The sequence below is a fragment of the Alteromonas sp. ABH2_165 genome, assembly GCF_056159945.1.
This window is the reverse complement of the sequence record NZ_JBSWWF010000007.1, coordinates 272,610-294,652: the sequence shown is the minus strand read 5'-3', so window position 1 is coordinate 294,652 and position 22,043 is coordinate 272,610. Positions and strand designations below refer to the sequence as shown.

Here is a 22,043-nt window from a genome sequence, read left to right as displayed (position 1 = left end):
AACAAAAAGAGCGCTTTGATTCATTATCTCAGCGCTCCTTTTTTATTTAGATAAAGACCTGCTTAAACATCTGCCACTGTTCAGAGAACTGCTCCGTTGGCTTGCGGGTAAAGCCGCTGCGAATAAACTGGTTGATGCGTCCGTCTACATAGCAAATCATCATGTTAGCTACCACGCCTTCGTCAGCCGCCAGTGTGCGACCCTCGCGCAGTTTACGCTCTCTGAGAATTTGCTTGAGCTGGGTTTCCAGTCTTTCGAACAGTTTTGCAATGCGAGCTCTCAGGCGGTCCTGTTCACCCATCAGCGCATCACCATTGAGGATGCGGGTAATGCCCGGATTCTTCTCTGCGAAGCCCAGCATAAGGTGCAGGATTAACTGACAACGGGCAGCTGAATCTTTTTCTTCGTTAAGAATTTTGTTGATACGTGAGAATAACGTTTCTTCTATAAATTCTATTAACCCTTCAAACATGCGGGCTTTACTTGGAAAATGACGGTACAACGCTGCTTCTGATACACCGACTTTTTCGGCGAGTTTAGCTGTTGTAATACGCTGGCCCTGATTGGTTTCCAGCATACCGGCCAGGGCTTGCAGGATCTGAGCTCGGCGATTAGGTTTCTTTACCGCAGGCATAAGGCGAGTGTTTCCTCTGCTACCGGACCCGAAATACGCAGGTCCATGTTCCATTTTAAGTGGTTTGTTTTTATTTATTTGGTCACGCAGAAAACGTTATCGACCAGCAAACCATTATTTTGATTGTTTATTATTATATTGTTTTGTAATCAGGCCAATTAGCTGTTCGGCTAGTGTGGTCTTGGGGGCTGGTGGTAGTTTTTTATCTCCATCCTGCCAGATTACATGTAGCGCATTTTTATCGCTGTTAAAGCCGAGACCTTCAACGGTGATGTCGTTAGCGGCAATCATGTCGAGGTTTTTCTTTTCCAGCTTTCCTCTGGCATATTCTTCCACATTTTGACTTTCCGCTGCAAAGCCAACGGTAAAGGGGGCGGGTGAAAGCGCAGCCACAGTTTTAAGAATATCAGGGTTTTTAACAAAAGTAAGTGTTAACTCATCATTGGATTTCTTTATCTTATTGGCCGCTTGATGTGCTATGCGATAGTCGGCTACCGCTGCTGCTGCTATAAAGATATCGGTATCGCGCATTTCTGCCTGTACCGCTTTCAGCATGTCTTCAGCTGAGCTTACATTTACCCGCTTTACGGCGAGAGGCGTAGCTAAAGACACGGGTCCTGAAACCAGAACAACGTTAGCACCTTGTTCGGCTGCCGCTTGTGCGACAGCGTATCCCATTTTGCCGCTGCTATGATTTGAAATGTAGCGCACCGGATCGATAGGTTCCCGGGTGGGACCGGCGGTAATAACGACCTTTTTTCCTGCTAAAAGGCGACCTGATGATGCAGCGATAAGTGCTGAAACAATGTCTTCCGGCTCAGCCATTCTGCCAGGACCTACATCTCCGCACGCTTGCTCGCCTGCTGCGGGGCCAATGAAGTTTACTGCCTGGAGTTGAAGCTTGTGAAAATTGTCCTGGGTTGGACGCGCTCGCCACATCTGTTGGTTCATCGCCGGGGCAATAAATACTTTTGCTGTAGTAGCGAGATAGAGGGTAGAGAGTAAGTCGTCGGCTAGTCCGTGCGCCAGTTTAGCCATACAGTGCGCGGTGGCTGGAGCTACCAGCAATATATCCGCCCATTTAGCCAGTTCAATATGACCCATGCCTGCCTCAGCTTGTTCATCTAGCAACTGGCTGTGCACCTGATTTCCAGAGACGGCTTGCAAGGAAAGGGCGCTAACAAACTCTGCAGCGCCTTTCGTGAGGACAACCCTGACATCGGCACCTTCTGCCTTCAATTTTCTAACTAGATCCGGCGTTTTATAAGCGGCAATGCCGCCGGTTACACCCACTAAAATCTTTTTATTGAACAATTGCATAGTACAGTATTTAACCAGTTAGACTAAAACAAGACTACCAGATGTTTGCCGTTCACGACAATGTGCATGAGATCTGTCATTTCAGACAGTAGTGAGTTTACGGTACGGGCGATAGGCTATGAGCATATTGAAGAGAGGTTAAATCATGTTAGATATTCGCTCCCGGCCACTCATGGAAAGGCCCAGAGAAAAACTGTTTATTAGAGGTGCATCTTCATTGAGTGATGCTGAAATACTCGCTGTGTTATTTGGCAGCGGTATTGGCGGACAAGGGGCGCTGTGCATTGCCTTCGAGCTACTCGAACAACTCGGTTCCTTGCGTAGTATCGTACATGCAAGCAAAACCGAGCTTTGCAATATCAAAGGCGTTGGAGAAATGAAGGTTGCCCAGTTAACAGCAGTAAAAGAAATTTCGCGACGAGTATTAGAGTCGACTTTACAAGAACGTCCGGTTTTTAATCAGGTGAGTGACGTAGAAGATTTCTTGCTAACAACCCTACGGCACGAGCAAAAAGAGCATTTCGGTATACTTTGCTTGAACAGTCAGCATCACCTCATTGCGTTTAGAAACTTATTTTCAGGCACACTCAATGCAGCTGCTGTGTATCCTAGAGAGATAGTGCGTCAGGTAATCGAAGATAACGCCGCCGCAGTAATTTTGGTCCATAATCATCCTTCCGGCGTACCAGATCCAAGCGATGCAGATATAAGATTAACCCGCGATGTGAAACATGCTTTAAATCTTATAGACGTCAATGTGTTAGACCACTTTATCGTGGGTGACGCCACAATATGTTCATTGGCGCAGAAAGGATTGATGTAATTTTGATCCTTGCTATACTGAAGGCTGCGATCCTGTCAGATCGTCGGCGATCCATGCGACGAGCATGTGAAACGTATATTTTTTACGACCAAACTATGTTTAAAGAGTGGTCAGCTCTTGATTAATACTTTAGCATAGGGCGTCGGTGGATTATAAATAAGGACAATTATGAAACAGTCATTAATTTCATTAGCTCTTGGTGCGACCATGGCTTTTGGTGCAGTAGCACAAGACGACGGAGCTGAAGGTAGTATCGCAACTGGCTCAGTTGCTACTGGTGTTGCTGTAGCTGGCGTTCTTGCAGCTGTAGTAAGTAACAACCGTGGTTCAGCAGATATCATCGATGATGGTGATAACGGTACTGACCCAACTTGTAACGACGGTGACGACCTGGTTGACGGTTCTTGCGTAGGTTCTACTACTACTCTGACTGAAACTGTTACTGTATCTGGTACGCAAACTGTAACAATCACAGTTCCTGTATCAGTTAGCTATACATACGCACCTTCTACTGCGCAGTAATTGCTAAATGCTTTTCGAAAGCCGCCCTATTTTGGAGCGGCTTTTTTATTTCCAATCATTAAGTCCGTCATCCGCGTGCTAATCATCAAATGCTAATTTTCAAATATAGTGACGTCTAGGAATATGTTCCGAAGGATTCTTCTACTACTCTCGTTCTGCACTTTTCTCGCAGGGTGTTCAAATACAAACAGAGCTTACTTCGATTCGATCAAGCTCGCTTTTCAACAACAAGACATCACCGCATCACCTGAAAAAATCAGAAATAACAAAAAGGATTTGATTGCTGTTAAGCATGGCGAGCGATATCAAGTCATCATGGCGCTTTCTTTCTCTGAAAACGATATTGATACATGGCGTTCTGCGGATAATGCCCTCTTTTTCTTGCAAAACGACGTCATTGTTCAAACACATGGCTTAAATAATGATTTGGTGTACCAGTCTAATTTAAATGCAAACCCATTGGCGGCTGATAGTGCCACACAAACCGACTGGCATTATATCACCGACATTGAAGGCTACGGATACGGCCTTGATGTAGAGACAAGTTGGCGTCGAGCCGGTGAGGAATCGCTAAAGGTGCTTTCAAATGACTTCAATACCAACCTTATTGAGCAGCACGTGAAGTACACTGGTGCAAAGCCTTTTTATGAGTCTGAGCTGTCATGGATTAACCGGTACTGGTTTGATAAATCAAGCGGTGAATTGCTGAAGTCTGAGCAAAAGATTTCGCCTGCGAACGACTGGATTCGCATCACATTCCTGAGTCGGGCGCAACGTCTTATCGATGCCGGGAGCGAAACAAAATGAAACGACTTATCACGCTCTTTTTATTCGCAGTAGTGTCAGCAAAAGCGTTGGCTGTGGTTGATATCGATTTAAACGGGCAGCACTACCGTTATCTTAATCCGGTACGCCTATCACTTATTCTGCAAGTTAACGCGAAAAATGGTGATTGGTATTGGCCCGCCAGTGCTATCTACAAAATTGACCAGGAATATACCGAGTCGCTGCGTCAGGACGTGCTGCAATCTATTGATTCATTGGCGGTTGATTTAAGTGTCAACGACGATAAAGCCATTGCGCTGAATGCACTGCGTCAGCAGGTTCAGCAATGGACATTGGCTAAGCGATTGCCGGTAACCGTAAACAAAAACGCCGCACGGGTTGATCCCAGTCTGAATCCTATGTTTCAGGACGGTAACTACATTATGCGCCTAAGTGGCAGGCCAACTGCGGTGTGGATGAGCGGTATGGTGTCGACACCGGGCTCTTACGAATACCGTAATCAGCATACTGCGGCAGATTATGTCGAAGGCGTAAAATTACGAAACTATGCTGACCCCGATTTTGTGTACGTGATTTCTCCTCGTGGAGAAGTGAGTAAACTGAATGTGGCATATTGGGGAGAATCTTATTCCCAACTCATGCCAGGAAGTCAGATATTTGTACCATTATTCAGTTGGTTATTGTCGCCAGCCGTTGAAGAGTTAAATGAGAAAGTTGCGGCGCTAGCCGTGCACAGGGTGTTGCCATGAAGTTGTTTAAAGGAATGCCCTCGCGGTGCGCAATTGCTGTAGCGGCGGCTTGTGTCAGTCAATCTGCGTTCAGTGATGACGCGGTTTCACTGCAAGTGAAGCCTTCTCAAATGGTTCAAGGGGGCACTGGGCTCATTCAAACGCCAACATCCAGAATGGGTGAGGTGGGCGATTTGTACATGAACTACACCGACAACAACGAATATCGTTTCTGGTCGGTTAACCTGCAGCTTTTCGACTGGATGCAAGCGACTGCACGCTATACCGACGTACGAACGCGCCTTTACAGCGATGTACCAAGTTTCAGCGGCGACCAAACCTTAAAAGACAAAGGCCTGGATGTGAAATTCAGATTGCTTGAAGAAGGTTACTATTTCCCCGAGGTTTCGTTAGGTTTTCGTGACTTTGGTGGTACAGGCTTTTTTGAGAGTGAGTACGTAACCGCGTCTAAAGCTTATGGTCCTTTCGACTTTCACCTTGGTCTCGGTTGGGGTTACATGGGTACCGCCGACGATATTACCAATCCGTTTTGTAAGATCCGCGACAGTTATTGCGACCGTCCGTCAGGCTTTTCCGGGCGTGGTGGTAAAATTGATTACGATCAGTTTTTTAAAGGCCCGATGGCTGTATTTGGTGGTGTAGAATACCAAACGCCGTGGGAGCCTCTGCGCCTGAAGCTCGAGTTCGAGGGGAATAACTACCAGTACGACCGCGCTGGCGCGTTAGAACAGGATTCCCGTTGGAACGTGGGGGCTGTGTATCGCTGGAACAATTTTGATTTCACCGCTAACTATCAGCGGGGCAATACCTTTGGCTTCGGTGTCACTTATCATTTCAACATGAACACGGCGAAGCAGGTGAAGTTTGACGATCCTCCTCGCGAGATCGTTGACGCGAAACCTGCGGCCTCACTGGCAGAGTTGAATAAGTCCCGTTTATATCGTTCTTTAGCGTACGACGGCGGTTTTATTCTTACTGACGCGTCGGTAGAAGAAGACGAGGCAATCTTTTACGGAAACCAGATTGCTTATCGCAATAAAGCGGAAGCGGTGAATCGTATTGGTCGCATCGCGGCTTCTGAATTGCCTGAATCGGTGAAGTCTTATCATATTGTGGAAAATGCAGGCCGTCTGCCTATGGTAGATACCGTAATAGATGCCGATGCCTTCAAAGTTGCCGCTAAGTATGAAGATATCGAAGCTGATATCACCCAAACTTACACGCGCGTCGCGCCGTCTGAAGACGTGCTTGAGAAATACGAGCCGAACCGTACCAACGGCTTCTTTAAAGGTGTGGATTTCTTTTACACCCAGAGCTTCGGTAACCCGGAAGATTTTTATTTATACCAAGGCGGTTTAATCTTCTCCGGCGGTTATGCTTTCAACGAAAACTGGGCCGCAGTATCGAGCGTACGTGCCACCTTGTTAGATAACTTCGACAAGTTCAGTTTCCGCATCGATCAAGACACCTCCACATTGCCTCGAGTGCGCACCATGGTGCGGGAATACGTGAGCAACGACTTATGGCTAGATACTGCTATTCTGCAGTGGAACGACCGCTTAAGCGATAATGTGTTCGCACAGGCTTATGGCGGCTATCTGGAAACCATGTTCGGTGGTATTGGTGGCGAAGTGTTGTGGCAGCCAGTAGACAGCCGCATTGCGTTTGGGGTTGACGTGAACTACGCCAAGCAGCGTGACTACGATGAACCGTTTGATTTCTTCGATTATGATGTCATTACCGGTCATGTCAGCGCGTATTGGCAGCCTGAGTTCCTGCCTGACACCATGCTCACCGTGAGCGCGGGTCAATTCCTGGCAAAAGATAAGGGTGTGAACATCGATTTCGCGAAGCGTTTCGACAGTGGCATCATTGTAGGCGCTTATGCGGCAATCACAAATGTGTCATCAGAAGAGTATGGTGAAGGTAGCTTTACCAAAGGCTTCTATATTTCAGTGCCCCTCGATCTCTTCACGCTGATGCCGTCGAAAGGACGTGGCTCGTTCCCATGGGTACCAATCTCACGAGATGGTGGGCAGATGCTTAAACGTCCTGGCAGATTGATTGATTTCACCGGGCCGCGATCATCATTCTTTGATTGATCTGATCATTGTTTGAAAGATCTACGATCAGATCGTTACAGGATCGTTTTTAGGTGGTATGATGCGCCCCCAATTGTGCACGATGGATGAGAAATCATGGTGTGTGCACAGCCTGAGAAGGCGAAAAAGTAAAAATATGTGCCGATTGGAAGGTTTTTAGCCTTTTTTATTGAAATGCACATATTTTTGCTGTATAAAATGCGCCCTCTTATTTATCGTAATATCGTCAACTGACCCAGAAGACTTTTAGGTGGGATCGATTGGCGCGACAGTTTTGTAGTTCTGGAGACAAATACAATGTCAAGAGTATGCCAAGTTACTGGTAAGCGTCCAGCGGTTGGTAATAACCGTTCGCACGCACGCAATGCGACTCGTCGTCGCTTTTTGCCAAATCTTCAAACTCACCGTTTTTGGGTTGAGAGCGAAAATCGTTTTGTTAAACTGCGTCTGTCTGCTAAAGGCATGCGTATCATCGATAAAAAGGGTATCGATTCAGTTCTGACTGACATGCGTGCCCGTGGTGAGAAAATCTAAGGAAGCCGACAATGCGTGATAAAATTAAATTAGTTTCTTCAGCAGGTACAGGTTTCTTCTACACCACTGACAAGAACAAGCGTAACATGCCAGGCAAAATGGAGATCAAAAAATACGATCCCGTTGTGCGTAAGCACGTTATGTTCAAAGAGGCAAAAATCAAGTAATAAAACTTGCTTTTGTCTCCACGAAAACCCGGCTCTTGCCGGGTTTTTTGCGTTTGGAGACCAGTCAGTTTATCTTAGGCGGCATAGGTGTTGGACCTACTGAATATGTTTAAGCGGATTGAATTCAGTTTCAGTGTTGTGTGGATGTTCAGAAACGAAATGGCGGTACACAAGAGTTGAAGGGCTTCAGAAACGAAAATGGCGGGACACCGGAGTCAGTGGGTGTTCATAAACCGTCTGCCGCAGGGAAGCGGCAGCCGAGGCCCCATGGATGGGTTTACGCCGTGTTTATGAACACCCGCTGACACAGGTAGCCATTTTCGTTTCTGAACCCCGCTAATGTAGCTTCAGCGTCATTTCGTTTCTGAATAGGCCCTGACAGTTGGTTTGGAATTCTCTTAAGCTAAAACATACAACAGAGTTAAAATATGGCCTTTCTGTCACAGCGCGGTATGAACAATGTGGTGATTTTTGCCATGCTGATTATGATCGCACTGTTTAATTTAGACACGTTTCTACCGTCAGCGAAAGCGCCTGCGGCTATGCCTCTGATCCCGGAAGAGGCTTATGTGCTGAAAATTGAGCAGGGAATGAATCAACTGGTGCGTAACGGCCAGGGCTGGCGACAGATCACTGAAGGTCCTGCGCCGTCTGTGTCGCCGGAGCAGCAAATTTCCGCCTGGCGTGAGGCGATGATGCACAGTCAGGCTGATCCTGTGGATATTGCCGGTGAACCGATAATTGCGGTTGTGTGGCTGGCAGGGCAATCCGATGGTCTGGTTTTCGCGTTTTATCCTGGTGAACTTTCTGCTGATGGAGACGGGGCATTGCTGAAATATCAGAATCAGTGGTTTCGTCTTACCAATGCCTCATTGAACGCTTTGCTACCCTGGCAACAACCGGAGCTGTAACTCATGCCTGAATTACCTGAAGTTGAGGTAAGCCGTCTCGGTATCTCGCCCTGGCTACTTAACCAAACAATCGCCAAAATCATTGTGCGCGACAAACGTCTGCGCTGGCCAGTGCCCGATGAAATCCGTTTGGCAGAGGGCAAAACCATTGTGAACATCCGCCGCCGGGCAAAATATTTGCTCATCGATGTGGGCGACGGTGAAATCATTCTGCATTTGGGCATGTCTGGAAAATTGCGTGTTATCGATGCTGACTTTCCAACTATCAAACATGACCATATTGATATTGTACTCGGTAGCGGTAAATGCCTACGTTTTAACGACCCACGACGCTTTGGCGCGTGTCTGTGGCAGCCGAAGGGGGCAACGCACACGCTACTTAGCAAATTGGGGCCAGAGCCGCTCACAGACGATTTTGATACAGAGAGGCTGGTGGCATTATCGAAAGGCAGAAAAAGCCCGGTTAAAACGTTCATCATGGATAATGATGTGGTGGTTGGTGTCGGGAATATCTATGCGAATGAAGCTTTGTTTATGTCCGGCATCGATCCACGCCGCGCGGCTGGAAGAGTCAGTGCAAAACGTTACGCGATTCTCACCGCCGCGATTAAGGAAGTGCTGGCAAAAGCCATCGAGCAGGGCGGCACCACGCTGAAAGACTTCGCCCAGAGTGATGGCAATCCGGGCTACTTTGCCCAGCACTTAAGAGTATATGGCCGGGCCGGGCAGGAATGCGAAATCTGTAGTACAGAAATTAAAAGCGTGGTGATAGGTCAACGTAACACCTTCTTCTGTCCTAACTGCCAGAAGTAAAACTTCCAAGTTGAGTTTCATCGAGCCGCAATACCTGGTTGAGGTGAGGGAGTGCGTGATAAACCGTCTGCCGCAGGGATGCGGCAGCCGAGGCCCCATGGATGGGTTTACGCCGTGTTTATCACGCTCTTCCTCACCCAACGAAGTTTTGGCGCCCCGATAGCTCTGCCATCACTGACCGTGAAAACGTTCCTGCAGGGCTTTTACTACAACCGGGTGGCAGAAGTCGTCGACTTTCCCCTTGTGTAGCGCGACTTCTTTTACCAGCGTTGATGAGATAAACGAATTTTCTTCTGCCGGGGTAAGAAAGACACTTTCCAACTTGGGATTCAGGCGACGATTCATATTGGCTAACTGAAATTCGTATTCAAAGTCGGAAACCGCGCGTAGTCCACGGATCAAAATGGTGGCATTAATTTCATCGGCAAAACCTGCCAGCAGGCCGGTAAAACCTCTGACTTCCACATTGGGTAAGTCTTTGGTGACTTCTTTAATCATTTCCACCCGTTCTTCCAGCGTGAATAACGGCTTTTTGCTCGGGTTCGAGGCTATCCCTACGATAACGCGGGAAAACATTTGTGATGCACGCTCTATAAGGTCGGCGTGTCCGTTTGTGATCGGATCAAAAGTACCCGGATAAATGGCTCGTGTGTGCATAGTAATTAACTTTTATGTTGTCCCGTTTGAAACATTACCGATTAACGCAAAGACATGCAATCAGGCCGACATCAGGCCATCAATAAACGCATCCCAATCGGTTTTTTGCCAATGAAACTGCTTGTTCTTGTTTTTCTCTTTTTCCAGCGAGCGCAGGAATCGAGCAATATTTTGCGATTTCCAGCTGTCGCCGTCACGACATTCACAGCGGTCAAAATCGATGATCCATACCGTATCAGAGCTATCTACCATCACGTTGCGAACATTCAAGTCGTGATGATACACCCCGGCGCGATGCATCTTGGCTACCGCAACACCGATGTCACGCCATAAATCTTCAGCTATCGGCGCATTGCACAGCATGGCATGTAAATCATTGCTGCCGGGGATCATGGCGGTAATGAGATCGCCGCGATAGACGAGTCCGCTTTGCACCGTTCTAGCGGCAATCGGCTGGGGTACATTTAGCCCCATCTCTCGCATGGCAAAGAGTAATCTGAATTCACAAAATGGCCGGGATTTCTCGACACCGGAAAAGAAATACTGATCCGACAATATTTTGCCTGGCAAGCCGCCTCGTCGGTAATGGCGTAACACCCAATTCTGTTCGTCGGCTTTCAAAAATAACGTGGTACCGCGGCCTTTAGCCTGACCTGTAATGGCATTTCGCTGGCGCCAGAAATCAGCCTCAAAGCTGTCGAAGCTGAGGGCACCTTCATACTGACTGTCGACCAGCATGTGCTGGTGGCCGCTGGAAACGTGTTTTATCGCCATGCTTTATTATTAATATGGTAAATTGGCCATTGTAATGAAAATTCCGCAGTTTTCAGCTGTAGAGGTGATTCCTTGAAGAAAAAGATTTGTTTGATGAGGTTGTCGGCCATTGGAGATGTTTGTCATGCCGCGGCGTTAGTTCATCGGATAAAAACACACTGGCCCGAAGCAGAGCTCACCTGGGTCATTGGGAAAATTGAATACCAGTTGATGAAAACCCTACCCGACGTGCGCTTTATTGTGTTCGATAAAAAGCAGGGCAAGCAGGCGGTGGCTGATCTAAAAGCGGCGGTACAAGGAGAGCAATTCGATGCGCTGCTAATGATGCAGGTGGCGATGCGGGCAAACCTTGCATCGCGGGTGATTAAAGCAAAGCAGCGGATAGGTTTCGACTGGGCCAGAAGTAAAGAGCTGCACTGGCTATTTGCAAATAAGAGGGTCAAAGCGCACGAGCACGCCCATGTGCTAGACGGCTTTATGGATTTCGGTGATGCACTGGGGCTGCCTGAAGCTTCAAAACCCCAGTGGAACATTCCTGTACCTGATTCCTCTCAGCGCTACGCCAGTGCATTGGCTGAAGAAATGGGGCGCTTTGCGGTTATCAGCCCGGCGGCAAGCAAGCAAGAGCGTAACTGGCTGCCAGAGCGCTACGCCGAGGCTGCCGAATATCTTGTAAGCAAAGGCCTGGCGGTGGTGCTTTGCGGTGGACCGGGTCCGGTAGACCGTAAACTGGCAGATGCCATCAAATCGCATACTGATGCCATTAGCAAAGATATCGTGGGTGAAACCTCGCTCCACGATATGCTCATGGTAATCAAGCAGGCTGAACTGGTTATCGCCCCTGATACTGGCCCGGCACACATGGCAACCACGGTGGGCACGCCGGTCATTGGTTTGTATGCACACTCTAACCCTCGCCGCACAGGCCCGTATAACAGCTTAGAGCTTGTGGTGTCGGTATACGACGAGTGCATCAAAGAGCAAACCGGCAAGTCCTGGAAGCAACTTCCTTGGGGCAAAAGGGCAAAAGGAACGTCGCTGATGAGCAGAATCAACACTGATGCGGTAACAGAAATGATTAATCGGGTGCTTACCGCCGCTAAATAACTGCCTTCAGTCAATTAATTCAGTCACGTACGGGCAATCTGGCTAAAACCCTCTACACTTTAAAATAACGTCTGAAGACGTTTTCTTTAAGGATGAGGTGCCAATTGTCCGCGCTTTCCAAAATAGGGTTTCGCTTTTGTAATAAGTGCTTTTCTATACGGGTTATTGCCGTATGCCTTTTGCTGTGTGTTTGTTTACCCGTCAAAGCCATTGGATCGACTGTCATCATCAATAACGGTGTGGAAAAACGGCAATTTTCACGCACCGATATCCGCAATATCTTCTCCGCTCGAACCCAATACTGGTCTGATGGCGCAAAAATAACAGTTTATGTGCTTGATGCGCAGACTGAGGCACATAAAGATTTCTGCAGAGAAATGCTGAAGATGTTCCCGTATCAGCTTGAACGTATGTGGAACCAGATCACTTACTCCGGTCAGGGCGAACGTCCGCAAACGGTAGCAACCGAGGCCGAACTTATTGAGGCGGTAAAGAATACTCCTGGAGCAATTGGGTATGCCTACCACACCTCAGCATTGGAAAATGTCACGGAGGTAGCCATTCCATGAAATTCCATACACGGCGGTTGCTCGGGATATCGCTGTTAGGGGGGCTTCAGGGTTTCCCGGCTTCGGCTGAGTCAGCCTTTAGCTGGCATGGGTTTTTATCTCAAGGGGTGAGCCAGTCGGTGCACAGTGATTTTGTTTCCGATAACGAAGACGTGAGTTTTAGTCTCACCGAGTTGGGTATCAACATGCGTTACGATGTGAATGCGTCTTTGGCGTTTGTGGGCCAGGCGGTGTATCTCGACGGCGGTAATCGGTACGAACAGGGTGGCAGACTCGACTATCTATATCTTGACTGGCGTTTGCCAGAGTTCAGCAATGCTACGCTTAATGTCAATGTGGGTAGATTCAAAAATCCACACTGGCTCTATTCTGCAACCCGCGATGTGCCACAAACCCGCGCTACCATCATACTTCCGCAATCTTTGTACTTCGATAATTTTCGCGACGTGGCGTTAGGTAGCGATGGCGTGCTGCTGCGCTATTACCACGCGGCTGAAGAAGGCAGTTTCAGAGTGAACTGGAGCTATGGAAAGTCACCATTGAGTACTTTTCAGACCAAAGCGTTGCTCGGTGAATTTGCTCAAGGTGAACTGGAGCAAGATTTTGCCCATCAATTCAGTGCTTATTGGCAGTCTGCCTCTCTCAGTTGGCAGATTGGGGCGAGCTATCTCGACTCCGATTTTACTTACAACCCCGCAGCCGTTGACTTTTACGTAGCCGCTGAAAGGGAAGTGCAGCTTTACACAATTTCCGTTGCGTACTTTGCTGAGAATTGGGAGTTTGCGACGGAACTGCAACGCAACCATAGAATAGACCAAGGCGGATACGCACCTGACTACATGGTGAACCAGCAGGGAGAAGGCGGTTATGTACAACTGCGTTACCGGATTGCGCCTTCGTACACCGTAACAACCAGCTACGACATGTATATCTCTGACCGGGAAGACCGGGATGGTGAAGTCCTCGAGGCGATGACAGGAGGCATGGTACCCGCGTACTACGGGTTTGAAAAAACCATCGCGGTTGGACTTCAGTGGGACCCAGCACCACATTGGCGAGTTCAGGCTGAGCATCATTGGGTGCACGGCGCCGGGCGACTTACCAGCCTGCCATCGTCGCAGAATACCCCTGAAACCAAAGAGCATTGGCGTATGTGGGCAATGCAAGTGATGTACTGGTTCTGAATATGAAGGTACGCGTTTCCGTTACAACGAAGTTGCTGAGCATCGTCGTGGCGATGATGCTTACTGTACTGGTTTCCATTTCAGCGATGCTCATTGCTCAGTCTCATGCCGAGGTTGAACAGCAGCACCGGGCTTTTCAGCTGAAAAACCAGAAACAACTGGCGCTGATTGACGAGCTGTTCGCTTTGCGCCTACTCGTTTGGATCGAAACCTTCTCGCAATGGGGGCAAACAGAAACGTTACTCGAAGACCAATTGGCGAAAGTGCTGGCCGATTCCTCCGATGCGCTTAGTGTCAGTTTGCACGTTAATGAACTATGGCTGTTTAATCCGCAAAATACCCTCTTACTCGGCAATGAAGCGATGATGCCTGTGAGTATATTCACCATGGTCCGCAACACCCGCGACCAGATGCGACCTCAGAATGCCTTTCTCTGCCGTGAATCCTGCTACCGGTTTGTCTCAGCACCCATAATGATTAAGAACGAACAAGTGGCGGTTATCGTTATGAATGCCAGTTTCAGTGAAATGCTGGCCACGCTATCGCAGTTCACCAGCGCATATAAAATTGCAGTAGTGAAACAGGCCAACCAGGAAAATGATTCGTCCTCGCTTTTAAATCCGGTAAGTCGCCTTTCTGCGTTTAACTTGAAGGTCATTCAGGATGTTATTAGCACCCTTCCAGCAGACACTACAATTCAAAACATGGAAGAGAGCGGGGTGATGGTAACCGCGGATAACAAACGCTTACTGGTGTCTCTGCTACCGCTTACTGACTCCGACTATTTCATTTTGTTTGTGCGCGATATATCGGCCATGATCAGCGCAGTAAACGACTACCAGAACCGGGTTATTGGCACCGCCGTGTTGTTGTTTTTCGTGTTCACCGCCATTTTGCTGATGATGATTCAGCAGTACCGGATTAAATTGCTCAAACTGGCAGACCGGCTACCACTGCTAGCAGATCGTCGGTACCAAGAGTTTGCGATACGCAGCAGTCACCAAAAGCAATGGGAAAAAAAAATACTTCCTGATGAACTGGATTTACTGGAAGCCACGGCAAGTAATCTCGCCAGGCAGCTTGAAGAACAAGAGTCTAAGCTCGCGGCGTCATCCCAACAGCTGGAAAATATGGCTATGTTCGATAGCCTCACCGGCTTGCCTAACCGCACAATGATGACCTTTCAGATTGAAAAGCAGATTGTTACCGCGACTCGCGAACTCAAAATGGCAGTCTTGCTGTTTCTTGATTTGGACGACTTCAAAAAAGTAAATGATAGCCACGGTCACAATGTGGGTGATCAGTTAATTATTGCTGCTGCTGAAAGGATTGTGGAGGCAGTAGACGATGCGGGCTTTGTCGGACGGTTCGGCGGTGACGAATTTGTTATTTTGTTAAACGGCGTTACCGCAAAGTCGAAGGTGGAATCTTTCGCGCATACGGTGCTGGAAAAATTCGAGACGCCTATTCAGGTAAACGAGCTACAGTTCTATGTTTCCGCTAGTATTGGTGCTGCTACTACCACGCAGTCAGACATGTCGGCGATGGAATTATTCCGGCACGCAGACATTGCCATGTATGAAGCGAAGGCAAAGAATGGTGGTGGCTTTAAGCTTTATGATTCGTCGATGAACGCTAAAGTCATGCGCAAAGTCGAACTGGAACGGGAAGCCCGGGAGGCTCTGCGAGAGCATCATTTCAGTTTGGCTTTACAGCCAAAAATCGACATCGAAACCCATCGGCTGAGAGGATTTGAAGCACTGATCCGCTGGTCTCACCCCATTAAAGGTGCCATTTCTCCTGGCGAATTTATTCCGATGCTGGAGAGTACGCCGTTTATGCTGGAACTCGATTATTGGGTGCTCAACCGTTCTTTGCGTATTCTAAGTGAGTTGCGTATGGCGGGATATCCCGACCTTAAAATAGCCATCAATATGTCTGCGGCCCAGTTTACCGATAACTCCTTGCCAGCGTATCTCAAAGAACAATTAGACACCTTCGAGATCCCACCAGATATGGTGGAATTGGAACTCACAGAAACAGCGTTAGTCTCCGATATGGACCTAGCGGTTAACGTGTGCCAGGCGCTGCAGGAAATGGGCTGTCTTGTGGCCATGGATGATTTTGGTACCGGCTACTCCTCACTGAGCTACCTCAAAGAACTGCCTGTGAATGTGGTAAAAATTGACCAGGGTTTCATACGTGGCATGTTGGATAACCCCGAAGATGCCAATATCGTCGAATCGACTATTGCATTAGTGCGAAGTTTAGGTAGAACGGTCATCGCTGAAGGGGTGGAAACACATGAGCAGTTTTCCATGCTTGGGCAGTTCCGGTGTCATCAGGCGCAAGGTTACCTGATTAGCCGACCCATTCCCGAAAATCAGCTGTGGGAACGGTTGAATGAAGCTGTAAGCGATGGGGTTTGGATTGGCGCATTAGATAGCCAAACACTGACGCCACAGCATCAGTTTGTGTTTTGATATTCAGCAGATAAATTTCATTCCCGCCTAGGTGTGGCGATATCTTTACATTGCCAAGTAAAGCCGGTGAACCCCTATAAACCAAAGGCTGTACCCAACATATCCCATTCATTAGAATACGTGTTTTCGACGACGGAGAGAAACATGACACAGGCGTTTATCACGCATTTGCAACAGCAGATCGAAGAAGTAAAACAAGAAGGTTTGTATAAAAGTGAGCGAGTAATCACTTCGCAGCAACAGGCCGATATTGCTGTAGATGATGGCAGTGAAGTTATCAACTTCTGTGCGAACAATTACCTCGGACTGGCGAATCATGACGACCTGATCGCAGCGGCGAAAGAAGGCCTAGACAGTCACGGTTTTGGCATGGCCTCAGTGCGCTTTATCTGTGGTACCCAAGATATTCACAAACAACTTGAAACTAAAATCAGTGATTTTCTCGGTACCGAAGACACTATTTTGTATCCGTCGTGCTTCGACGCCAATGGCGGTTTGTTTGAAACCTTATTAGGCCCGGAAGATGCCATCATTTCTGATGCATTGAACCATGCCAGCATCATCGACGGTGTTCGACTGTCAAAAGCGAAGCGCTATCGGTATGCCAATAACGACATGGAAGCGCTGGAAGAACAGCTTAAGCAAGCCGTAGCCGATGGTGCACGATTCAAAATTATCGCCACCGACGGTGTGTTTTCCATGGATGGCGTAATCGCAAACCTCAAAGATGTGTGTGATCTGGCTGACAAATATGACGCCATGGTGATGGTGGATGACTGCCACGCCACCGGCTTCCTGGGTGAAAATGGCCGTGGTAGTCATGAGTACTGCGATGTAATGGGTCGTGTAGACATCATCACTGGTACTTTAGGTAAAGCCCTGGGCGGTGCTTCAGGCGGCTACACCTCAGGTAAAAAAGAAATTGTTGAGTGGCTGCGTCAGCGTTCGCGCCCTTATCTGTTCTCTAATTCCGTTGCGCCACCCATTGTGTCTGCCTCGCTGAAAGTGTTCGACATGATGGCCGATGGTCACGCGTTACGTGAACAACTGTGGAAAAACGCCGTACATTTCCGCACTCGCATGGAAGAAGCCGGATTTACCCTGGCAGGGAAAGATCACGCGATTATTCCTGTGATGCTAGGCGATGCCCGTTTGGCGAGCGAAATGGCCGATAAGATGTTGAAGAAAGGCATTTATGTGGTTGGTTTTTCTTATCCGGTGGTGCCGAAAGGACAAGCGCGTATTCGAACGCAGATGTCTGCCGGTCACACCATTGCGCATGTAGATAAAGCGGTAGATGCCTTTATCGAAGTGGGCAAAGAGCTTGGAGTTATTTAAATGAAGTCACTGGTTAAAGCGCACCGCGAACCGGGGATCTGGCTGCAGGACACCCCTGAGCCGGAAGTGGGTCATAACGACCTGCTGATTAAAATTCGTAAAACCGCTATTTGCGGTACCGACATGCACATCTACAACTGGGACGAATGGTCGCAAAAAACCATTCCCGTTCCTATGGTGGTTGGCCATGAGTACGTAGGCGAAGTCGTGGGTATGGGACAGGAAGTGGCCGGTTTTAAAATTGGCGACCGTGTATCTGGTGAAGGTCATATTACTTGTGGGCATTGCCGTAACTGTCGTGCCGGTCGTCGTCACCTGTGTCGCAACACCGAAGGCGTAGGCGTAAACCGCGCGGGTGCATTTGCTGACTATCTGGTGATCCCGGCGTTCAATGCGTTTCGTATTCCAGATAATATCAGCGATGATATGGCGTCTATCTTCGACCCGTTTGGTAATGCCGTACACACTGCGCTGTCTTTTGATTTGGTTGGTGAAGATGTGCTGATCACCGGTGCTGGCCCTATTGGTATTATGGCCGCTGCGGTCGCGAAGCATGTGGGTGCACGTCACGTGGTGATTACCGATCTCAACCCGTACCGTCTGGCGCTGGCTGAGAAAATGGGGGCAACTCGCGCGGTGAACGTCGGCACAACGTCATTGTCTGATGTTATGAAAGAGCTGGGCATGACCGAGGGCTTCGATGTGGGTCTGGAGATGTCTGGTGTACCGGTGGCCTTCCGCGACATGCTCGACAAGATGAATAATGGTGGAAAGGTTGCTATGCTGGGCATTCCGCCAACCGATGTGGCGGTAGACTGGAACCAGGTTATTTTTAAAGGTCTGACGATCAAGGGTATTTATGGTCGTGAGATGTTCGAAACCTGGTACAAAATGGCCAGTCTGTTACAAAGTGGCCTGGATATTTCGCCCATTATTACACATCAGTTTGGTATCGATGAATTCCAGCAAGGATTCGACACCATGGGTTCCGGGCAATCAGGAAAAGTTATTCTTAATTGGTAATCAGCATGTCAGATTTTCAGCATATCAGTATTCAGGATGCGGCGGACAAACTCGAAGAGTTTGCTGTCGTTGATATTCGCGACCCGCAATCTTTCTCTATGGGCCATATGCCCGGTGCGTTGCATCTGAGTAACGATAACTTCGCTGAATTTCTGAATAACACCGCCGAAGAAAAGTCGGTGCTGGTGGTGTGCTATCACGGTGTAAGTAGCCAGCAGGCGGCCACCGTGATCGCCCAGCAGGGTTTTAAAAATGTTTACAGCATGGACGGTGGCTTCGAAAGCTGGAAACTGTCTCAACAGGTGGTGACAGAATAAGCGTGAGCACTCCATTAATCGCCATCAACAACGAAAGTTATGCTCACCTTCTTGCCAATTACCTTAATAGTCAGCAATTAATTGCCCACGTAGTGCCCTCTCAAAAAGAGGGGGAGTACGTGATCGTGTTAGAAGACGATGCAAAGGTGGAAGACGCAAAGGCAATTTGCGAGGAATTCCTTCTTCAGCCGCGTCATCCGAAGTACCAACAGGCGGCCTGGGAAAGTGGCGAGCAAGTCGCACTGCATCCATCCCGCACGAATAATCTTAAAATTGGCAACTTGATGAACTGGGCAAAAGAAGCGCCCTTCGCGGCTTCCGTTCTGTTTATCTGTACTCTGGTTTACGCCCTTTCCTGGCTTGGCTTTTTTGGTTACGTCGAGCAATATCTTAAGATGCAGCCATTCGGCCAGTTGCAACAAACCCATGAATACTGGCGGTTAATTACCCCCGCGTTTATTCACTTTTCCGCGATACATTTTATTTTTAATGTGCTGTGGTGGAGCATGATAGGCAGCCAGATAGAGCGTATATTTGGCTTTACTATGTTGCTGGTGGTTTTCCTGGTATCGGCCGTGGCATCCAACCTCGCTCAGGCGATTGTAAGTGGTCCTGCATTTGGTGGGTTGTCGGGAGTGGTGTATGCCGTGTTGGGATTTGCCTGGTGGATTGGCTGGCTGAAACCGAACTGGGGGTTGTACATTCCCAAATCCATCGTGATTTTCATGCTGATTTGGTTAGTGCTGGGTTATACCGATGTGCTGTGGGTAAACATGGCGAACACGGCGCACACCGTGGGGCTAATAAGTGGTTGCTTAATTGCCGCTGTTTTAGCGCTTGGCGCAGGCAGACGCAAATCTGCCTGAGCCGTTGCTCATAGTCGTATTAGCTGTGATACAGATACTTGGTGAAGATAACGTCTTTCACAATGGGCGCGCCAGTTTCTTTACGCATGTGATCTTGTAATGCTTTTAAAATTGCCTGCCGGATATCTTCACGTCCGGTAAGCGATTTCACTTTATCTTCAGGCTGCTGACCAAAAATTTCTATGGTGGTGGCGCGCAATAGCGGCAAGTGATGTTCAGCTATTTCCAGTACATCAACATTGTCTATCATCAGTTCTACGGTTACACGAACAAAGCCCAGTTTCTTCGACGATGTGCCAATGTAATTGGTAATGATATCCGGCTCCAGGCTCAGGTAACCAAAGTTTGGTGCGTCTTGTGCGTGAGAAGAAAAACTGAGCAGGCTACACAGAAGTGATATCGTAGCTAACAATCGCAGTGATAATTTTTTCATAAGATTCAATATCGTACCGATAGATGGCGTTGTTTAAGTCTTATTTAGTGTAGCAAAAGGCGGAAAATAAACACTCAATAAAAAGGCTAGAATAAGTATCTTTGTGAGAGGTTTTGGGCTATCGGATATACCAATGCTAAGATACGGCCTTCCGATTTTCAGGTGAACATGCATTGCAACAGGATTTTTCGTTTCCAATTGGGCTGGATGTAGTCTGGGAACCACTTTCACGTTATCCCCACTTACCCAGTCATATTCGCAGCTGGCTTCAGGATAGCGGTTCACTGACTGATCGCATTGAAAGTGCGTGCAGCGTTTTTAATTTAACGCTAATTGGTGAAGGTGAGGCGAAATTACATGCTTGTGAACGTCAAAGTCTTCACATTAACGGCACCGACAATCACACCGTTCGCGAGGTATTGCTGTGTGGCGATGAACGTCCGTGGGTGTTCGCGCGCTCGGTTATTCCTCCTGAGCTCATGTCTTCTGAGTTTAACCAACTGGGTGAAGAGCCCCTTGGGCGCCGACTGTTTAACGATGCCCGATTCAGACGTGGCGAGTTCGAGGTTTGCCGCATTCGACATACTGCCTTCACACCTGAAATAGAATTGCCGCTGTGGGGGCGTCGGTCAGTTTTCTATTTTCAGCAGCACGCTTTATTGGTGGCAGAGTTGTTTCTTCCTGCATCGCCTTTGTATCAAACGGATAGTTAATTATGTCACTCGAGTTGTCATTCAGTAACTGGCGCGCCTACATGCAGCTTACCCGCCTGGATAAACCTATCGGCATTTATCTGCTGCTGTGGCCGACGATCTGGGCTTTAGTCATCGCCGCAGACGGCTTACCCAGTTTGGGTATTACGCTGATATTTATTGCCGGTGTGGTGCTAATGCGCTCTGCCGGATGCGTTATTAACGATTACGCCGACAGAAAAGTGGATGGCAGCGTAAAGCGCACAAACGCACGGCCATTGGTGGCGGGCACGGTAACTGAACGGGAGGCGCTGCAATTGTTCGCCTTGCTGGTGGGCTTATCGTCTATTCTGGTGCTCATGCTGAATTGGCAGACCATTGCCTTGTCGGTTGTGGCGCTATTTCTGGCGGCCAGTTATCCGTTTATGAAGCGATATACGCACATGCCGCAAGCGGTATTGGGAGCTGCATTTGGCTGGGCAATCCCCATGGCGTTTGCCGCCATTCAGGGCTCAGTGCCGCTGGAAGGTTGGTTGCTGTTTATTGCAAATCTTACCTGGACCATTGCGTACGACACGTATTACGCCATGGTCGACCGCGATGACGACCTAATCGTAGGCATAAAATCTTCGGCTATCTTGTTTGGTCAGTACGACAGATTGATCATTGGCGTGCTACAAGGGATCACACTGATATTGCTGTTCACCATTGCCCAGTGTTTAGCATACGGGTGGCCGGTGTACTTTGCGCTGGTGGCGTGCGCGCTGCTGTTTGCCTTTCAGTCTTACGAAACCCGTGAACGGGAGCGCAAGGCCTGTTTCAAAGCCTTCTTAGATAACCATTACGTAGGATTGGTTTTTGCGGTGGGGTTATTAATGGACAGAATTGCATTGGCAGTAATGTAAGCCAAAACGCTGAAGAACATTGATAGCGCTGTTACCGGTTTGTCCGTTTCGGCAACAGCGCTCGGAGTCTTATTCTTTCGGCAACGCGCTTTGCTTTTCTTCCAAGGCCGCTAATCGCGCTTCCATCGCTTCTAGCTTTTCTCGAGTACGGATCAGCACCTGGCTTTGAATGTCGAACTCTTCCCGGGTTACCAGGTCCAGTTTGCTCAGTTGCGCCTGCAAAACCTGCTTAACACGGGCCTCGGCACCTTCTGCCATATTGCGTACGCCCGGCGGCACAGCATCAGAAATTTGTTTGGCGATTTCTTCGAGTTTTTTCGGATCAAGCATAGTA

25 protein-coding genes are annotated in these 22,043 nt (G+C 48.4%); 19 read left to right on the top strand and 6 right to left on the bottom strand.

Features of this window, described 5'->3' with window-relative positions; genetic code table 11:
- Positions 1 to 46: 46 nt before the first annotated feature.
- Positions 47 to 634, bottom strand: coding sequence for a nucleoid occlusion factor SlmA (gene slmA / locus ACXAFQ_RS15345; protein ID WP_474824157.1), 588 nt, complete (start codon positions 632 to 634; stop codon positions 47 to 49).
- A 114-nt stretch (positions 635 to 748) separates the two neighbouring features.
- Positions 749 to 1,954 carry a bifunctional phosphopantothenoylcysteine decarboxylase/phosphopantothenate--cysteine ligase CoaBC gene (gene coaBC, locus ACXAFQ_RS15340; RefSeq protein WP_474824155.1) on the bottom strand — a complete coding sequence of 402 codons (1,206 nt, stop codon included), beginning with the start codon at positions 1,952 to 1,954 and terminating at the stop codon, positions 749 to 751.
- 145 nt (positions 1,955 to 2,099) lie between these two features.
- On the opposite strand from coaBC, the gene radC reads away from it, so the two are divergent.
- From radC to mutM, 9 genes are all read left to right on the top strand, one after another.
- A complete protein-coding gene (gene radC, locus ACXAFQ_RS15335; protein WP_474824153.1) occupies positions 2,100 to 2,777 on the top strand; it encodes a RadC family protein in 678 nt (225 codons plus the stop codon).
- 168 nt (positions 2,778 to 2,945) lie between these two features.
- Entirely contained in the window at positions 2,946 to 3,299 is a 354-nt protein-coding gene (locus ACXAFQ_RS15330; protein WP_474824151.1) for a hypothetical protein, read from the top strand.
- A gap of 123 nt (positions 3,300 to 3,422) precedes the next feature.
- The gene (locus ACXAFQ_RS15325; RefSeq protein ID WP_474824149.1) at positions 3,423 to 4,106 is read left to right on the top strand and encodes a YjbF family lipoprotein; all 684 of its coding nucleotides are present in this window, start codon (positions 3,423 to 3,425) and stop codon (positions 4,104 to 4,106) included.
- A complete protein-coding gene (locus tag ACXAFQ_RS15320; protein WP_474824147.1) occupies positions 4,103 to 4,834 on the top strand; it encodes a capsule biosynthesis GfcC family protein in 732 nt (243 codons plus the stop codon). The genes ACXAFQ_RS15325 and ACXAFQ_RS15320 overlap by 4 nt, the downstream gene beginning before the upstream one ends.
- The gene (locus ACXAFQ_RS15315; RefSeq protein ID WP_474824145.1) at positions 4,831 to 6,936 is read left to right on the top strand and encodes a YjbH domain-containing protein; all 2,106 of its coding nucleotides are present in this window, start codon (positions 4,831 to 4,833) and stop codon (positions 6,934 to 6,936) included. Before ACXAFQ_RS15320 ends, ACXAFQ_RS15315 begins: the two co-directional genes overlap by 4 nt.
- 297 nt (positions 6,937 to 7,233) lie before the next feature.
- Positions 7,234 to 7,470 carry a 50S ribosomal protein L28 gene (gene rpmB, locus ACXAFQ_RS15310; protein WP_070126092.1) on the top strand — a complete coding sequence of 79 codons (237 nt, stop codon included), beginning with the start codon at positions 7,234 to 7,236 and terminating at the stop codon, positions 7,468 to 7,470.
- A gap of 11 nt (positions 7,471 to 7,481) precedes the next feature.
- Positions 7,482 to 7,637, top strand: coding sequence for a 50S ribosomal protein L33 (gene rpmG, locus ACXAFQ_RS15305; RefSeq protein ID WP_012516577.1), 156 nt, complete (start codon positions 7,482 to 7,484; stop codon positions 7,635 to 7,637).
- Between the two features lie 428 nt (positions 7,638 to 8,065).
- Positions 8,066 to 8,548, top strand: coding sequence for a hypothetical protein (locus ACXAFQ_RS15300; RefSeq protein WP_474824142.1), 483 nt, complete (start codon positions 8,066 to 8,068; stop codon positions 8,546 to 8,548).
- A gap of 3 nt (positions 8,549 to 8,551) precedes the next feature.
- Positions 8,552 to 9,361, top strand: a complete 810-nt coding sequence (gene mutM, locus ACXAFQ_RS15295; RefSeq protein WP_474824140.1) for a bifunctional DNA-formamidopyrimidine glycosylase/DNA-(apurinic or apyrimidinic site) lyase — start codon at positions 8,552 to 8,554, stop codon at positions 9,359 to 9,361.
- A gap of 171 nt (positions 9,362 to 9,532) precedes the next feature.
- Here the strand turns inward: mutM and coaD are convergent, their stop codons facing one another.
- Together coaD and ACXAFQ_RS15285 are read right to left on the bottom strand one after the other, a co-directional pair.
- Positions 9,533 to 10,018 (bottom strand): pantetheine-phosphate adenylyltransferase, encoded by a 486-nt coding sequence (gene coaD, locus ACXAFQ_RS15290; protein ID WP_474824138.1) that lies wholly within the window; start codon positions 10,016 to 10,018, stop codon positions 9,533 to 9,535.
- Between the two features lie 60 nt (positions 10,019 to 10,078).
- Positions 10,079 to 10,792 (bottom strand): 3-deoxy-D-manno-octulosonic acid kinase, encoded by a 714-nt coding sequence (locus tag ACXAFQ_RS15285; protein WP_474824136.1) that lies wholly within the window; start codon positions 10,790 to 10,792, stop codon positions 10,079 to 10,081.
- Positions 10,793 to 10,885: 93 nt separating this feature from the next.
- Between ACXAFQ_RS15285 and ACXAFQ_RS15280 the strand changes: the two genes are divergently transcribed.
- The 8 genes from ACXAFQ_RS15280 (at position 10,886) to glpG (ending at position 19,679) form a co-directional block, all read left to right on the top strand.
- Positions 10,886 to 11,899, top strand: coding sequence for a glycosyltransferase family 9 protein (locus ACXAFQ_RS15280; protein ID WP_474824180.1), 1,014 nt, complete (start codon positions 10,886 to 10,888; stop codon positions 11,897 to 11,899).
- Positions 11,900 to 12,003: 104 nt separating this feature from the next.
- The gene (locus tag ACXAFQ_RS15275; RefSeq protein WP_474824134.1) at positions 12,004 to 12,468 is read left to right on the top strand and encodes a type 2 periplasmic-binding domain-containing protein; all 465 of its coding nucleotides are present in this window, start codon (positions 12,004 to 12,006) and stop codon (positions 12,466 to 12,468) included.
- Positions 12,465 to 13,652 carry a TonB-dependent receptor gene (locus ACXAFQ_RS15270; RefSeq protein ID WP_474824132.1) on the top strand — a complete coding sequence of 396 codons (1,188 nt, stop codon included), beginning with the start codon at positions 12,465 to 12,467 and terminating at the stop codon, positions 13,650 to 13,652. Before ACXAFQ_RS15275 ends, ACXAFQ_RS15270 begins: the two co-directional genes overlap by 4 nt.
- Positions 13,622 to 16,135 (top strand): putative bifunctional diguanylate cyclase/phosphodiesterase, encoded by a 2,514-nt coding sequence (locus tag ACXAFQ_RS15265; protein ID WP_474824130.1) that lies wholly within the window; start codon positions 13,622 to 13,624, stop codon positions 16,133 to 16,135. The genes ACXAFQ_RS15270 and ACXAFQ_RS15265 overlap by 31 nt, the downstream gene beginning before the upstream one ends.
- Before the next feature lie 144 nt (positions 16,136 to 16,279).
- A complete protein-coding gene (locus ACXAFQ_RS15260; RefSeq protein ID WP_474824128.1) occupies positions 16,280 to 17,473 on the top strand; it encodes a glycine C-acetyltransferase in 1,194 nt (397 codons plus the stop codon).
- Positions 17,474 to 18,496: an L-threonine 3-dehydrogenase gene (gene tdh, locus ACXAFQ_RS15255; protein ID WP_474824126.1), complete on the top strand. Its 1,023-nt coding sequence runs from the start codon at positions 17,474 to 17,476 to the stop codon at positions 18,494 to 18,496.
- A 5-nt stretch (positions 18,497 to 18,501) separates the two neighbouring features.
- Entirely contained in the window at positions 18,502 to 18,813 is a 312-nt protein-coding gene (gene glpE / locus ACXAFQ_RS15250; RefSeq protein ID WP_474824124.1) for a thiosulfate sulfurtransferase GlpE, read from the top strand.
- A gap of 2 nt (positions 18,814 to 18,815) precedes the next feature.
- A complete protein-coding gene (glpG, locus tag ACXAFQ_RS15245; protein ID WP_474824122.1) occupies positions 18,816 to 19,679 on the top strand; it encodes a rhomboid family intramembrane serine protease GlpG in 864 nt (287 codons plus the stop codon).
- A 19-nt stretch (positions 19,680 to 19,698) separates the two neighbouring features.
- Here glpG and ACXAFQ_RS15240 read toward each other — a convergent pair whose 3' ends face one another.
- The gene (locus ACXAFQ_RS15240) at positions 19,699 to 20,112 is read right to left on the bottom strand and encodes a flagellar basal body-associated protein FliL (RefSeq protein WP_474824120.1); all 414 of its coding nucleotides are present in this window, start codon (positions 20,110 to 20,112) and stop codon (positions 19,699 to 19,701) included.
- A gap of 173 nt (positions 20,113 to 20,285) precedes the next feature.
- Between ACXAFQ_RS15240 and ACXAFQ_RS15235 the strand changes: the two genes are divergently transcribed.
- Both ACXAFQ_RS15235 and ubiA read left to right on the top strand, forming a co-directional pair.
- Positions 20,286 to 20,825 (top strand): chorismate--pyruvate lyase family protein, encoded by a 540-nt coding sequence (locus ACXAFQ_RS15235; protein WP_474824118.1) that lies wholly within the window; start codon positions 20,286 to 20,288, stop codon positions 20,823 to 20,825.
- Between the two features lie 2 nt (positions 20,826 to 20,827).
- On the top strand, positions 20,828 to 21,709 hold the full coding sequence (ubiA, locus tag ACXAFQ_RS15230; RefSeq protein WP_474824116.1) for a 4-hydroxybenzoate octaprenyltransferase: 882 nt from the start codon (positions 20,828 to 20,830) through the stop codon (positions 21,707 to 21,709).
- A 69-nt stretch (positions 21,710 to 21,778) separates the two neighbouring features.
- Here the strand turns inward: ubiA and ubiK are convergent, their stop codons facing one another.
- Entirely contained in the window at positions 21,779 to 22,039 is a 261-nt protein-coding gene (gene ubiK, locus ACXAFQ_RS15225) for a ubiquinone biosynthesis accessory factor UbiK (RefSeq protein ID WP_070126080.1), read from the bottom strand.
- Positions 22,040 to 22,043: the final 4 nt, after the last annotated feature.